Below are 14,213 nucleotides of genomic sequence, written 5' to 3'. Positions count from 1 at the left end.
CCTGATCATGACCACCAACGCCGGCGCCTCCGACGCCCAACGCAACGCCATCGGCTTTGGCCGCGGCAAGCAGGACGACGAGGTGGACGAGGCCCTGAAGCGCCTGTTCACCCCGGAATTCCGCAACCGCCTCGACGCCGTGGTGCCCTTCAAGTCGCTCAGCCAGGAGATCATCCGGCAGGTCGTTCAGAAGTTCGTCATGCAGCTGGAAGCCCAGCTCGCCGATCGTCACGTCACGATCGAGACCACCGAAGAAGCGACCGACTGGCTGGCCAAGAACGGCTTCGACGAGCTCTACGGCGCCCGGCCTCTGGCCCGGGTCATCCAGGAGCACATCAAGAAGCCGCTGGCCGACGAGATCCTGTTCGGCAAGCTGGTCAAGGGCGGCCACGTCAAGGTGGTGCTCAAGGACAGCAAGCTGGCCTTCGAGATCGAGGGCGACGACCGCGAACCCGGCGCCCCGATCATCGAGGATCCGGCCGAGGACACCGCGGCCGCCGAACTGGCCAACTAGGCTCGGCGACAGCCACGAAAATAGAAACCCCGGGGTGCGAGCCCCGGGGTTTTTTCGTTCGAGCTGACCAATTCCCCTCTCCCCGCCGGGGAGAGGGGCTTTCAGGCGATCTTGGCGGCGATCTGGTCGGCCAGCACCTTCAGTTCCGCCGGATCGGCCATGCCGCCCGAGGCGTGCCGGCCCATGGCGACACCATCCCAGCGCGGGATGATGTGGAAATGCAGGTGGTAGATGGTCTGGCCGGAGACGGCGCCGTTGAACTGGGTGACCACGATGCCGTCCGGATTGAGCGCCGAACGCACCGCCCGGGTGACGCGCTGCACGCCCAGGATCAGAGGCGCCAGAACCGCCGGGTCTTCCTCCAGCAGGTTGCGCGCCGTGGAGTGCTTGGGGATCACCAGAGTGTGGCCGCGGCTCTGCGGGAACACGTCCATGAAGGCGAAGACCTCGCCGTCCTCGAACACCTTGGCGCAGGGCATCTCGCCCCGCAGAATCTTGGCGAAGATGTTGCCGTTGTCGTAGGTCCCGTCCAGGCTCATCGCGCGCTCCTCAAAACTCGTGGGATGGTGGTAGCCCATCGGCCGGGGCGACGGAACCGGGGCCGCTAGTCGTCCTGCCGAAATGGCGAGTACTCGTCGGCCAGCCACTCCATCTCGCCCTCGACCGCCTCGCGTTCCCTTTGCAGGAAGTCCTCGACCGGCGCGCGCAGGCGCGGGTCGGCGATGAAGTGGGTCGAGTAGACCGGGCTGGGCAGATAGCCGCGAGCGATCTTGTGCTCGCCCTGGGCGCCGGCCTCCACCCGCGCCAGGCCGCGCGAGATCGCGAAGTCGATGGCCTGGTAGTAGCAAAGCTCGAAGTGCAGAAACGGCACCTCGTCCACGCAGCCCCAGTTGCGGCCATAGAGGCAGTCGTCGCCTATCAGGTTCAAAGCGCCGGCGATCCAGCGACCATCGCGGCGGGCCATTACCAGCAACACCTGGTCCGCCATCCGCTCGCCCAGCAGCGAGAAGAACAGCCGGTTCAGATAAGGGCGACCCCACTTGCGCGAGCCGGTGTCCATGTAGAAGCCGAAGAAGGCGTCCCAGTGGTCCTCGGTGATCTGCGCGCCGGTCAGGGGGACGATCTCCACCTGCGCCTGGGCGTCGCGGCGCTCGCGGCGGATGGTCTTGCGCCGGCCCGAGGACAGGGCGGCGAGAAAGTCGTCGAAGGTTCCGTAGCCGCGATTTTCCCAGTGGTACTGCCGACCCTGGCGCAGCGAGAGCCCCTGCCCGCCCATCCACGACCACTCATCCTGCGTCGGGAAGTTTACGTGGAAGGATGAGGCCTCGTAGCGCTCGCACAGCGCCAGCCCGCCGCCGAGCAGGATGGACCAGGCCTCCTGCCGGTCGACGCCAGGCCGCACCAGCAGGCGGGGGCCGGTGGCCGGGGTGAACGGCGCGGCGGAGATCAGTTTGGGATAGTAGCGGCCGCCGGCCCGCTCATAGGCGTCGGCCCAGGCGTGGTCGAAGACGTATTCGCCCTGACTGTGGGACTTCAGATAGACCGGCATCACCGCCGCAACCTGCCCCGCCGCGTCCTGGACCGACAGGTGCTGAGGCCCCCAGCCGGTGCGCTCGACCGCGCAGCCCGATTCTTCAACGATATCCAGGAAGTCGAAGGAGACGAACGGGTTGCCCAGATAGGCGGGGTTGCCGGCGCAGCCGTCCCACGCCTCGCGCCCTATCTCGGCGATACGGCGGCTGACCTGCACCGCCGGCTTGAGGCTCACGCCGCGAAACCCTCGAAAATGAGGTTGTCGCAGTGATCCTTCACGGCGTCCCATTGGGCGGGATCACGGACTGTCCACCCGACCACCGGCATGCCCTCGGCGCGATACTTGGCGACCCGCTCGTCCGGCAGCATCTCGATATGCATCGCCAGGAAGTGCGGCCGAGCGATGTCCACATGTTCCAGGCGCGCGAAGGCCTCGCGCTGGACGTCGGCCAGATGGGGCGCGCGCTTGTAGTCGTAGCTGTCCAAGCCGCGCAGCACGCCTGGGAAGCGGTCGGCGAACCAGGCGTGGGAATAGGGATTGAAGCCGATCACGCAGGTCGGGCCGACATGATCCATCAGCACCTCGTGGACCCGCTGCTCCAGCGGGCCGACCTCGCCATAGGGAGTCTTCAGCTCAACATGGACCATGGCCCGGCGGCCGATGACCGCCAAGGTCTCCAGCAGGGTCGGCACGTACTCATCGGTGCCGGCAAGCCGCATCTGCGCCAGATCGGCGGCGCTGTAGTCGCGAATCTTACCCTCGGCGCCGGTCATTCGCTTCAGATGATTGTCGTGGAAGACCACCGCCTCGCCGTCAGCCGACAGCTGGACGTCGAGTTCGACGCCGTAACCGGCCTGGCAGGCGGCCTGGAAAGCGCCCAGCGAATTCTCCGGCGCGCCATCGGGCGTCCACAGCCCCCGGTGCGCCACCGGCGGGTGAAACAGCAGATCCCAACTTTCGCCGAAGGTGTTCTTCACCGAACTTCCACCACCGCGTCGACCTCGACGGCGAAATTCAGGGGCAGACGATAGACGCCGACCGCCGAACGGGCGTGCTTTCCAGCGTCGCCGAACGCCGCGACCATAAGGTCCGACGCGCCGTTCACGACCTGGGGAATGTCGAAGAACTCAGGCCCGGCTTGGACGAAGCCGCCCAGTTTCACCACGCGGACGATGCGATCCAGATCGCCGTCGCAGGCCGCGCGCATCTGAGCCAGCAGGTTGATTCCGCAGATCCGCGCCGCACCCTTGGCGGTCTCCAGGTCGACATCCTCGCCGACAATCCCGCGGACGCCGCCACTGGCGTCGAGCGAAACCTGCCCGGATATGTGGACCAGGGTCCCCGCCCGGACGAAGGGCACATAGTTGGCGACCGGAGGATTGGGCTGCGGCAGCGTGATTCCGAGCGCGGCGAGACGTTCTTCGACTTGGGACATACCGAAGGTCTAACGCCCGGACCGGAGCCGGAAAAGAGAAAAGGCCCGCGCCATGAATGACGCGGGCCCTTCCGGGGGAGAAGCCTCAGATACGCGAGGTTACTAGTCGTTTTTAACGGGCGGCTTGAAGGCGTTCGACCGCGGCGGTGACGCGCTCGTTCAGCGGCTTCACCGATTCCTTCACCGAGGCCGACATGATCTCCGACATCTTGGAGAACTCGGCGATGTACGCCTCGAAGGCCGACTTGGCGTAGTTGGTTTGCAGTTCGACCACTTCCTGGATCGACTTGGCGCCCGAGAGCGACTTGGCGGCGGCGACCTGGTTTTCGACGGCCTTCTTGGAATAGGCCATCGCCTGCGCGCCAATGGCTTCAGCGCCCTTGGTCGAAGCGGTCACCGAAGCGATCACCGCTTCGAGGTTCTTCTTGGAGTGGGCGTTGACTTCGTTCAGCGAGGCCAGCGACTTCTCGACGGCGTCCTTGAACGCGACGTTGCCGGCGGTGGTGAACTGTTCGACGGTGTTCTTGACGGTTTCAGCGGCCATGGACGGGCTCCTGGATCGAGGTTGGGCGGCTGTCGCCGCAACGCAAACGGGGGACGGGATAGCCTCAAATTTCGAACAGGGTTTTCTCATGTTGCGGTGCAGCAGTCAATGACTTTGTTGCAGTGCACAATCGCTCATCACGCGAGTGTTGATCGATATCGCCGCGACAAAACGGCTCGTTCAAGTCCTGTTTACCATCACGCAAGGCTCAGGCTGTCATGTTAGGATTCTTCTAAGGCGGCGGTTGCGTCGCCCAACCCTTGTAACGACGGACGAACCGTATGTTCGAGCGCGCCCGCCGCCTGTTTGCGTCCATCGCCCTCGCCGCCGCGACTGCTGTCGCGCCGGTGGCTTCGACCGCTCAGGCCCAGATCCCATATCTCCAGCTGCCCGATAGCCAGCCGAAGTACGCCGCGGTTGTCGTCGACGCGAAGACCGGGGAGGTTCTGTATGCCAAACGCGCAGACAGCCCTCGGTATCCCGCGTCGATCACAAAAGTCATGACGCTGTACTTGGCCTTCGAAGCCCTGCAGTCGGGCCGGCTGAAGCTGGATGATCGGATCGAGATCTCGCCGCGCGCCGCCGCCCAGTCTCCGACCAAGCTCGGTCTTCGCCCCGGCGAGACCCTCACGGTCGAGCAGGCGATGCAGGCCCTGGCCATCAAGTCGGCCAACGACATCGCCGTGGCGATGGCCGAAAAGCTCGGCGGCTCGGAAGCCCGCTTCGCCGCCATGATGACCCTGCGCGCCCAGGAGCTGGGCATGCGCAACACCCGGTTCGTCAACGCCTCGGGCCTGCCCGACAGCCGCCAGATCTCCACGGCCCGCGACATCGCCATCCTGTCGCGCGCGGTGATGCGGGACTACCCGCAGTACTATAAGCTGTTCAGCCAGACCCAGTTCACGTTCCGCGGCGTGACGATGCGCAACCACAACGGCCTGCTCGGCCGCATGCCCGGCGTTGACGGCCTGAAGACCGGCTACACCAACGCCTCGGGCTTCAACATCGCGGTCTCGGCCGTGCGCGACAACCGCCGCCTGATCACCGTGGTGCTCGGCGCCCCGTCCACCGCCATTCGCAACAATAACGCCGAGGACCTGATCCTCACCGGCTTTGACGTGATGAACCGTCGCGATCGCGGCGAGAAGATCACCGTCGCCCAGAACCTGTTTGAGCCCGAGCCCCGCGGCCCCGTCATCCGCCCCTCGATCGAGCAAGGCGATAACGACCAGGACGGCCTGAAGATTGTCCTGGCCTCGGCCAGGCCTACCCCCGCCGCCTCGCGCACCAAGCTGGTCGAGGAATCCTCGGCGTTGCGTGGTTCGAAAAAGTCGGTCGGCAAGTGGGCCGTTCAGGTCGGTGCCTTCAAGACCAAGTCGGACGCCAAGGAGCAATTGGCCCTGGTCACCAAGCGGTTCGGCAAGCACTTCGAGCCGGCCCGCGGCTCCATCGGCGACAAGGTCGGCGGTTCCTACCGCGTTCGCTTCACCGGCTATAACGAAGCCGCCGCCAAGGACGCCTGCCAAGCCCTGAAAGCCAAGCGCTTGGCCTGCATGGTCGTGAAGCCGGCCTAGGCCTACTTTTTCTTCAAGAGACGATCCCTGGCCGCGTTCAGCTGCGCGGCCAGGCCGCTGGTTCCGCCCTTGTCGGGATGAGCCATGCGCATGAGCCGCGAATAGGCGGCCCGAATCTCCTCGTCGCTGGCCTGGGCGCTCACCCCCAGGATCGAACGAGCCTCGGCCTCGCCGACCTGGCCGCTGGCGGCCGGCGGCGGCGCCATCCCCGTCCTGCGGGTCGAAACGGCCAGCCACAGCCCCAGCACCACCAGGACGATCGACTTACCCCAGCCCCCGCGCATGCCGACATAGGCGGCGGCGGCGAAGCAGACCACCGCGAAGGCTCCGGCCAGGAACCGCCACTCACGACGTTTCAAGATCGGCTTGCCTCGGCTCGCCCATAGGAACAGCACCAGGATGGCGCAGCCGATCGCGAGATAGAGCATGGGGACCCGATGGCTACTGGGCCGCCAGGAGTTCTTCGCCCGCCGGACCCGACAGACCCAACGCCCCCACCAGCGCCCGCAGTTCCTGGCGCGCGGCCACGTGCTGCAGGGACATGGCCACCGGCCGGATGGAGGGCGACAGGTCGGCAATGGTGAGGCCGAACGGGAAGAGCTCGCGATAAATCACCCGGTCGCGCAGACCCGGACCGACGCGGAAGCCGACCCGGCGCGACAGGGCCTGGACCCGTTCGTCCAGGCGCTTGCGGTTGCGGGCCTCGGTCGGGGCCAGGCGGTTGCGCAGCACCACCCAGTCGATGGATTGACCCGACGCCACGGCCCGCGCCTTGCGGCTGTTCCAGACGGTTTCGGAATAGAGGCTGGGGCGCTTCAGATCGAGCGTCACCGGATCGACCAAGCCCAGCATGTCGAAGTCGACAAAGCTGTCGTTCATCGGCGTGACGATCAGGTCGGCCAGGCCGTGCGCGGCGCGGCTGATGGCGGTGTCGCCGCCAGGGGTGTCGATCAGGACGAAGTCAGCAGCTTCGGAAGCCTTGCCGAACGCGTCCTCGAAATGGGCCATCGCCTCGGCGTCCGGGACCTTGGCCAGGTCGGCGCTCAGCGGGTACTCCAACGGCATGGGGGCCACGGCGCCGTTGGCGTCGAGCCACGCGCGCCGGTGGGCGAAGAAGTGCCCCATCGACTGCTGGCGCAGATCAAGGTCCAGCACCGCCACCTTGGCGCCGCCATGCATCAGCGCGGCCACGACGTGAATGGCGATGGTGGACTTGCCCGCCCCGCCCTTCTCGTTCCCGACGACGATCACCTTGGCTTGCGACATCGAATTCAAACTCCACGATTAATCGGCGGCTTCGCACCGATTCTAGTCGTTAAGGAAACCTTACAGCTACGCTCCGTCAACGTGAACGCAACTGCGACCTGTGGATGGAATGGACGACAGCCCCGGCCCGCGCCATAAGCCCCTCGCCCTCAACAGCGAGCTTATCATGCCCCAGATCGCCATCGTCCGCACTGTTGCTGATCTCCGCGCCCAGGTGGCCGCCTGGAAACAGGCCGGCGAGCGCGTCGCCCTGGTTCCCACCATGGGGGCCTTGCATGACGGGCACTTGTCGCTGATCACCCTGGCCAAGACCAAGGCCGACCGGGTCGTCGCCAGCGTGTTCGTCAACCCGACCCAGTTCGGGCCCAATGAGGACTTCGACGCCTACCCGCGCGATGAGGCCCGCGACGCCGGATTGCTGGCCGGAGCCGGTTGCGACCTGCTGTTCGCGCCGAGCGTGACTGAGATGTATGCGCCGGGCTTCGCCACCACCGTCACCGTGACCGGCGTCTCCGAGCCGCTGGACGGCGCCGCCCGCCCGGGACACTTCGCCGGTGTCGCCACCGTCGTGTCCAAGCTGCTGATCCAGTGCGGCCCCGACGTCGCTGTCTTCGGCGAGAAGGACTACCAGCAGCTCCAGGTGATCAAGCGCGTGGTCGCCGACCTGAACATCCCGACGCAGATTGTCGGCGCCCCGACCGCGCGGCTGGAAGACGGCCTCGCCCGCTCCTCGCGCAACGCCTATCTGAGCGAAGCCGAGCGCGAGGTCGCCGGCCGTATGAACGTGGCGTTGGCCGACGCCGTGCGCCGCCTGAGGGCCGGTGAAAGCGTCGAGCGCGTCGAGGCCACGGGCCTGGCGGCCCTGGAGCGCGCCGGCTTCCAGCGCACCGACTATTTCGAGGTCCGCAACGCCGATGACCTCTCGCACCCGGGAACCGGCCCCTTGGGCGTGCCCGCCCGTGTCCTGGCCGCCGCGATCATCGGCAAGACCCGCCTGATCGACAACATGCCGGTCTAGGCGGCTACCAGGCCCCGGCTTCCCGGAGCTGGCGCGCCAGCTCCGGAGGGATGTCGCCATCCACGCCGCCGGATAGATCCGGCGGCGCGTCCTTGGCCTCGAGATAGCGCCAGCCTTGGAAGGCCCGGCGCGGCGTCGGCGCGACCCGCACGAAATTCGGATCGACGGTCACCTCGCAGCGCGCGGCCGCCCCCTCGCCCACCGTGTCGATAGCCAGGATCGGCTGGCGGCAGAGGATCACGCCCTTGAACACCCGATAGAGCGAGCCGCCCGCCGTCAATTCGGCGGTGCGCTTGGGCGTCTGGCGGGTGTGCATGACCCATGGGCGAGACTCGCCGGCATGCCACTCAAGCAACTGCTCGATGGTGTCACAGCCCACCACCAGCTTGATCATATGCAGCGTCATGGAGCGTCAGAGCGCCCAGCTGGGTTTGCGCTTTTCAAGGAAGGCGCGAACGCCCTCCTGCCCCTCGTCACCGATTCGAATGCGAGCGATCCGCTTGGCGGTTTCGTCCATCACGTCGTCGATGGACTGATAGGCCACGTCTTCGACCAGCCGCTTGGACTCGGCCACGGCGCCCGGCGCGCAAGCCATCATCTCGGTGGCGATGCGCTCGCGCGCGGCTTCCAGCGCCGCCACGTCAGCGACCACCTCGGTGACCAGTCCGACCTTCTGCGCGTAGTCAGCGTCAAACACCCGACCCGTGGCGAACAGGCCGCGCGCCTCACGCGGGCCGATCGCGGCCACGACATAGGGGCTGATGGTGGCGGCGATGATGCCTAGCCGCACTTCGGAGAAGGCGAACTTGGCATCCGTCGTGGCCACCGCCATGTCGCAGGCCGCGGCCAGGCCGGCGCCGCCGCCAAACGCGCCGCCCTCGACCAGGGCGACAGTCAGCGCCGGGATGTCCCACAGGCTCTTCAGCATCCTGGCCATCTGGTGGGCGTCGTCGCGATTATCGGACTCAGTCCGGTCAATGGCGTCGCGCATCCATTCCAGATCGGCGCCGGCGCTGAATGTTCCGCCCGCCCCGCGCAGGAACACCACGCGCACGCCCTCGGCGCCTTGCAGGGTCTCGAACGCCTCGTGCAGGGCCGCGATCAGTTCGGCGTTGAAGGCGTTGCGCCGCAGCGGTCGGTTCAGGGTCACCGTGGCCACGCCTTCGGGCGTCGCATCGATGTGCACCAGGTTGGAGGCGGCGTCGGTGTCAGGCACCTCCACCAGGGGGTCGGCGATAGGATTGGTCATGCTGCGTACTCCTGTACGACGCTACAACGCCGGATCCGGGCGTTTGGATCAAGCCAAGCCATAGCCCCGTGTGGCGACGCAAGCTAGGTTGTCGGCGTGATCAGCCTGCCGGACATTCCCAGCGACTCCGCGCTGGCGCGGCTCTTTTACGAAGAGCGCAACCAGGGCGACGCCTCGTGGTTCGCGCTGCCCGGCGGAGCCACCCTTTTCGAGGTCGGCGAACCGGCCGACCATCTCTACTTCCTGCGCGCTGGACGCCTTGGGGCCTTCCGCAAGGAAGAAGGGGGCGAGCCGCAGTTTCTGGGTGTCATCCGGCCCGGTGAGCCGGCCGGCGAGATGTCGCTCATCACCGGCCTGCCGCACAGCGGGACCGTCGTCGCCCTGCGAGATTCCGAAATCTTCGCCCTGCCCCGCGCCGCCTTCTTCGAAGCTTGCGAGGCCGATCCAGCGGTGATGACCGAGCTGGCCCGGCTGATGATCCTGCGCAGCCGGCAGGCGGCGACCAAGGCCTCGACCGGGGAGCCTTCGGTGTTCGGGTTCGTCGCGGCGGGCGAGCCGACGGCGGTGCGCTCGCTTGTCGACAAGATCGGGAGCGAAATCGGCAAGCTCGGCTACTCGGTGACAGTGATTGGCGTCGAAGCCCAACAGGCGCCGACCGAGTGGTTCTCGGAGGTCGAGCGCAACTACGATTTCGTTCTCTACGCGGCCGAAGCGCAAGATTTGGGCTGGCGTCAGATCGTGGGTCGCCAGGTCGACCGGCTGTTCCGCATCGCGCGCGGCGACACCGCGCCGCCGGTCGGGGGCTTCGCGCACAGCACCGAGCCGCTGCAGGCCCAGAACCTGATCGATCTCATCCTGGTCCAGCCGAAGGCCCGCGCGATGCCGCAGGGCTCCCAGGCCTGGATCGACGCCCTGAAGCCAGCCCGCCTCTTCCATGTTCGCCGCGAGAACACCGAAGACATCCAGCGGGTCGCGCGATTCCTGACCGGCCAGTCCGTCGGCCTGGTGCTGTCGGGCGGGGGCGCGCGGGCCTATGCCCATATCGGCGCCATCCAGGCGCTGCGCGAACGAGACGTGCCTATCGACTTCGTCTGCGGCGTCTCGATGGGCGCCATCATCGCCGCCGGCGTGGCCCTGGGCTGGCGAAGAGACGAGATGGACACCCGCATCCGTGACGCCTTCGTTTCCACCAGCCCGCTCGACGACATCGCCCTGCCGCTGTTGGCCATGACTCGCGGCGAGAAGGTCAGGGAGCGGCTGGCCCGGCACTTCGGCAACGTCGAAATCGCCGACCTTTGGCTCCCGTTCTTCTGCGTCTCATCGAACCTCACCACCGGCGACTATCAGATCCACAAGAGCGGCAGGCTGCGCAAAGCCTTGCGAGCCAGCATCTCGCTGCCCGGCGTACTTCCGCCCGTCACCACCGATGACAACAACGTCCTGGTCGATGGAGCGGTGATGAAGAACTTCCCCGCCGACCTCATGCGGCGGTCCCACCCCGGCCCGATCGTGGGCGTCGATGTCACCCGCGGCCGCTCGATCACCGCCGACGACGTGGCGCGGCCCGAGTCCGTCTGGCGCTGGATCCGTTCGGGGCAATGGCGCAAGGGGCCGCCCATCGTATCGCTGCTGATGCGGGCCGCGACGGTCTCCTCCGGCCGAGACCTGGCGGCCGCCCGGGAGGCGACCGACGTGCTGGTCACCCCCGATCTGACCGGCGTCGAAATCCGCGACTGGTCGGCCTATGAGCCGGCGGTGGAGGCCGGCTATCACGCCACGATCGCCGCGCTCGACAAGCTGGACAGGCCAGTCACCAGCCTTCGCCGCCACGCCAGCCGGCATGCGAGCGCCAAAAGCCCTGCGGTCACGATCTCCTGAGCAACAGCTCGAAAATTGAAGAACAGGGTTTGCGACTCCGCAATCCGCCCCCATATTGGAGGTCCTGTTCAACAGCTGAAAGGAGGTGACCCAGTGTCTCATTGTCTTCATCCGCAAGTGGAAACCGTAGCTCGGGTTGCCGCTTACGAGGTCTCCAAGTAAGCGCCGAGTTGCGGGCCGCTGACGCGGTCCGACAATGGAAGGGCCGGTCCCCCCGCGGGGACCGGCCCTTTGCGTATCTGCTGGGTGGTTTCGCGTGATCCTATTACCTCAGAGGTCATGGAGCCCGGCCGCCGACCTCGCTAGGCTCAGGGGATGAGCGCAACAGCAACCGCGGTGGGCGACCACCTTCGTCAATGGCGCCAGCGGCGACGCCTGAGCCAGCTCGACCTGGCGCTCGACGCCGAGATCTCCACCCGGCACCTCAGTTTCGTGGAAACCGGACGGGCCCAGCCCAGCCGGGACATGGTCCTGCGCCTGGCCGATCAGCTCGAGATCCCCTTGCGCGAGCGCAACACGATCCTGGTCGCCGCCGGTTTCGCGCCGGTCTTCCCGCAGAGATCGCTCGACGATCCGGCCCTGGCGGCGGCGCGCAAGGCGGTCGACATCATCCTGGCCGGCCATGAGCCGCACCCGGCCCTGGTGGTGGATCGCGGCTGGAACCTGATCAGCGCCAACCGCATGATCGCGCCGATGATGGCCGGGGCGGACCCCGAACTGCTGAAACCGCCGCTGAACGTGCTGCGGCTTACCCTGCATCCGAAGGGGCTCGCCCCCCGCGTCGTCAATCTGCACGAATGGCGGGCGCACCTGCTGGACCGTTTACGTCGCGAGGTGGAGCTGACCGCCGATCCGGTTCTGGGCGAGCTGCTAACCGAGTTGAAGGCCTATCCGATTCCGGGCGGGCAGCCGCCGCGCCGGGCTCTCGACGAATATGGCGGTGTCGCCATCCCGTTCCAGCTCAACACGCCGGGCGGCATGCTGTCCTTTTTCAGCACGACGACCGTCTTCGGCACGCCCGTAGACGTCACCCTTTCGGAGCTGACGCTGGAAACCTTCTTCCCGGCCGATGCGCAGACCGCCCAGGCGCTTCGCGACGCCGCGGCGGCCCTGCCTGCCTAGAAGTCGACGCAGGCGGCTTGGGTGATCAGCAGCACCGAATCCTGATGAAAGCGCTGGGTGTAGGCCTTGCGCGCCTCATTCAGTTTGCGGGAGCCCTCGCCGTTCGGCAGGACCAGGACCACGACCTTGGAGGCCTCGCGGATCAACTTGTCCTCGGCGCCCTTCCACTGGCCGCCGCCATCCAGGACCGTCAGGCCGGCCGGAAACCGCGGGGTCAGTTCCTCATCGACGAACTTACGGAAGGCGGCGTCCGAGACGCCCGGCTTGTCGCCGATGTTCCGGCCAAAGAAGAGCTGGGCGGTGCGCATGGGTTCCTGGCCCACCGGGCAGGCCGGGGCGTCCAGGGTGGCGCAGCCGCCGAGCGTAAGGACGCCCGTGGCCGCCGCGATGAGGACGACACGCTTCATGGAAACGTGGTTAGCATGCGTCGCCCGGCTGGAGAAACCGGAGCGCGTGGCTATTCGTCGCGCTCCAATGTCACCTCGACGTGCTCGGCGCCTTCGCGCCCGAGGCGGTCCAGGATCATATAGACCGCGATCCCGATCAGGCCGACCCCGGCGATCCCGGCCAACCAGACGACCGTTCCGGGCGCCAGCACGCCCTCGTCCATCGGCCTAGGCACGTTGATCGCCCAGAACAGGCAACCGCCGAACAACGCGGCGCCAGCCGCGGCCAGACCAACGGCCGGCAGGAAGCTGGGCTTGGCTTTGCGCGGCCCGCGCGTGGCGTCGAACATCGGCGGGCCGTCAACCTCGTCCTCGAATGGCTGCAGGGTGGCTGTCCCCGGCTCGTACTCGATCTCGGCCTCGGGAAGCACAAGCTGGCGGCGCTCGCCGGTCAGGGCCTCCAGCCCGTCGAACAGGCTTGGCTCCGACTCGTTGGCGGCCACCAATTCCAGTTTGGGCGGATAGCTGGCGCGCGGCGCGTGATCATCCTCCGGCGGGGTCAGATTGAAGGCGAGTTCGGCCTCGCCGCCCAGGGCTTGAGGGAACGGAGCCAAGACCGAGGCCGCCGTTTCCTCGATGATCAGACGCGGCATGGCCGGGCCAGGCTCGGCCACCGAGCGGACGTTGGCGGCCTCATCGGCGGTGAAGATGGTCGACAGGCGCGAGGCGACGCCGGCTGCGGCGGTGGTGGCGGGGCTTGGCGTCTCGCCGTCATCGCTCTCCACGGGGGGCCGCTCCTGGCCCTCCTCGTCACGCTCGACAGAGGCTATCGGTCCGGTGAGCGATGCGTTGAGCGCGGTCGGCGTCTGGCGCGGCACGACGCCGGTGGCGTCCATGTCCAGATTGGGGCGCAGCAGCGGCGACGGGGCCGGCACCCAGCCCTTGCTGGGTGTCAGGAACAGTGTCTTTTCCGCCGAGCGGCGGCGAACCAGGGCGTCGACCACGATCTTCTCGCCCTCGAACTCAGCCTTGCGCCACAGCTCCATCGCGCAGGCGGCCTGGATCAGAGCGCCCTCGTTCAGGCGGCGCAGGACCGAGGACCCGCGGAAACTGTCGAGGCCGATATTGAAGGCGAACGCCGTCAGGGCGTCGAACTGGTTCTGGGTCAACGGAGTGTAGACCCACTCATTGACCGAATGGGCGACCGCGATCAGGTCGTAGATCAGCAGCGCCTCGGCGTCCTGTTCCGAGACTTCGGCGCCTTCGCGCGCGGTCAGGGTGTGGCCATAGCCGATCGTCCAGCGACCATCGGCCAGCCGCGCCGACCGCTGGCGATAGCCTTCGAAGCGTTTGATCAGCTCGATGGCTGACCGGGACACCTGATAACGCGGTTTCATGGTCGAATTTGACCCATCCTGACACACGGGCGCACCCGCCCAGGCGTCTGCCCGCAAGATAGGGGCCGCTTAGAGCAGGATCAGGGCGGCCAGGCCGAGGAAGGCGAAGAAGCCGGTGAAATCGGTGGCGAAGGTCACAAACACCGAGGATGAAACCGCTGGATCGCGCCCCATCTTCTCTAACGTCAACGGGGCCAGCACCCCTGCCAGGGACGCCACGAAGAGATTGATCATCAAGGCCAGGCCGAAGGTGATGCTCAGCAGCAGGTCCTTGAACAGGAAGAAGACGACCAGAC

16 protein-coding genes and 1 pseudogene are annotated in these 14,213 nt (G+C 67.0%); 5 read left to right on the top strand and 12 right to left on the bottom strand.

Translation table 11 applies throughout. The features are described 5' to 3' along the window. A pseudogene (locus Q7T84_RS02995) lies at positions 1-514 on the top strand (AAA family ATPase); the annotation flags it as partial. Between the two features lie 101 nt (positions 515-615). On the opposite strand, the gene Q7T84_RS02990 reads toward Q7T84_RS02995, so the two are convergent. The 5 genes from Q7T84_RS02990 to Q7T84_RS02970 form a co-directional block, all read right to left on the bottom strand. Next, complete coding sequence (locus Q7T84_RS02990; RefSeq protein WP_304806218.1) at positions 616-1,053, bottom strand: HIT family protein; 438 nt, start codon at positions 1,051-1,053, stop codon at positions 616-618. A gap of 65 nt (positions 1,054-1,118) precedes the next feature. Continuing rightward, entirely contained in the window at positions 1,119-2,282 is a 1,164-nt protein-coding gene (locus tag Q7T84_RS02985) for a GNAT family N-acetyltransferase (RefSeq protein ID WP_370653609.1), read from the bottom strand. After that, entirely contained in the window at positions 2,279-3,025 is a 747-nt protein-coding gene (locus tag Q7T84_RS02980) for a glycerophosphodiester phosphodiesterase family protein (RefSeq protein WP_304806215.1), read from the bottom strand. The genes Q7T84_RS02985 and Q7T84_RS02980 overlap by 4 nt, the downstream gene beginning before the upstream one ends. Further along, on the bottom strand, positions 3,022-3,483 hold the full coding sequence (locus tag Q7T84_RS02975; protein WP_304806213.1) for a RidA family protein: 462 nt from the start codon (positions 3,481-3,483) through the stop codon (positions 3,022-3,024). The genes Q7T84_RS02980 and Q7T84_RS02975 overlap by 4 nt, the downstream gene beginning before the upstream one ends. A 112-nt stretch (positions 3,484-3,595) precedes the next feature. Beyond that, positions 3,596-4,027, bottom strand: coding sequence for a phasin family protein (locus tag Q7T84_RS02970; protein ID WP_304806212.1), 432 nt, complete (start codon positions 4,025-4,027; stop codon positions 3,596-3,598). Positions 4,028-4,308: 281 nt separating this feature from the next. Between Q7T84_RS02970 and Q7T84_RS02965 the strand changes: the two genes are divergently transcribed. Further along, positions 4,309-5,601, top strand: coding sequence for a D-alanyl-D-alanine carboxypeptidase (locus tag Q7T84_RS02965; protein WP_304806210.1), 1,293 nt, complete (start codon positions 4,309-4,311; stop codon positions 5,599-5,601). Positions 5,602-5,603: 2 nt separating this feature from the next. Here Q7T84_RS02965 and Q7T84_RS02960 read toward each other — a convergent pair whose 3' ends face one another. Further along, entirely contained in the window at positions 5,604-6,029 is a 426-nt protein-coding gene (locus Q7T84_RS02960) for a DnaJ domain-containing protein (RefSeq protein WP_304806208.1), read from the bottom strand. Positions 6,030-6,042: 13 nt separating this feature from the next. After that, entirely contained in the window at positions 6,043-6,867 is an 825-nt protein-coding gene (locus Q7T84_RS02955; RefSeq protein ID WP_304806206.1) for a division plane positioning ATPase MipZ, read from the bottom strand. Positions 6,868-7,033: 166 nt separating this feature from the next. On the opposite strand from Q7T84_RS02955, the gene panC reads away from it, so the two are divergent. Continuing rightward, positions 7,034-7,885, top strand: a complete 852-nt coding sequence (gene panC / locus Q7T84_RS02950) for a pantoate--beta-alanine ligase (protein ID WP_304806205.1) — start codon at positions 7,034-7,036, stop codon at positions 7,883-7,885. Positions 7,886-7,889: 4 nt separating this feature from the next. Here the strand turns inward: panC and Q7T84_RS02945 are convergent, their stop codons facing one another. Both Q7T84_RS02945 and Q7T84_RS02940 read right to left on the bottom strand, forming a co-directional pair. After that, positions 7,890-8,291 carry a DUF1489 family protein gene (locus tag Q7T84_RS02945; RefSeq protein ID WP_304806203.1) on the bottom strand — a complete coding sequence of 134 codons (402 nt, stop codon included), beginning with the start codon at positions 8,289-8,291 and terminating at the stop codon, positions 7,890-7,892. A gap of 6 nt (positions 8,292-8,297) precedes the next feature. After that, complete coding sequence (locus Q7T84_RS02940) at positions 8,298-9,134, bottom strand: enoyl-CoA hydratase-related protein (RefSeq protein WP_304806201.1); 837 nt, start codon at positions 9,132-9,134, stop codon at positions 8,298-8,300. A 96-nt stretch (positions 9,135-9,230) separates the two neighbouring features. Between Q7T84_RS02940 and Q7T84_RS02935 the strand changes: the two genes are divergently transcribed. Further along, entirely contained in the window at positions 9,231-11,012 is a 1,782-nt protein-coding gene (locus Q7T84_RS02935) for a patatin-like phospholipase family protein (protein WP_304806199.1), read from the top strand. 315 nt (positions 11,013-11,327) lie between these two features. Beyond that, complete coding sequence (locus tag Q7T84_RS02930) at positions 11,328-12,134, top strand: helix-turn-helix domain-containing protein (protein WP_304806198.1); 807 nt, start codon at positions 11,328-11,330, stop codon at positions 12,132-12,134. On the opposite strand, the gene Q7T84_RS02925 is transcribed toward Q7T84_RS02930, so the two are convergent. From Q7T84_RS02925 to Q7T84_RS02915, 3 genes are all read right to left on the bottom strand, one after another. Next, positions 12,131-12,541, bottom strand: a complete 411-nt coding sequence (locus Q7T84_RS02925; protein WP_304806196.1) for a DUF3574 domain-containing protein — start codon at positions 12,539-12,541, stop codon at positions 12,131-12,133. The two genes, Q7T84_RS02930 and Q7T84_RS02925, sit on opposite strands and share 4 nt — an antisense overlap. A gap of 50 nt (positions 12,542-12,591) precedes the next feature. Then, positions 12,592-13,917 (bottom strand): glycoside hydrolase family protein, encoded by a 1,326-nt coding sequence (locus tag Q7T84_RS02920; protein WP_304806195.1) that lies wholly within the window; start codon positions 13,915-13,917, stop codon positions 12,592-12,594. 69 nt (positions 13,918-13,986) lie between these two features. Next, the coding region (locus Q7T84_RS02915) for a magnesium transporter (RefSeq protein ID WP_304806193.1) at positions 13,987-14,213 on the bottom strand (227 nt) is incomplete at its 5' end.

This window comes from Phenylobacterium sp. (assembly GCF_030654915.1).
Taxonomy (GTDB): Bacteria; Pseudomonadota; Alphaproteobacteria; order Caulobacterales; family Caulobacteraceae; genus Phenylobacterium.
This window is presented reverse-complemented; position numbering and strand designations above follow the sequence as displayed.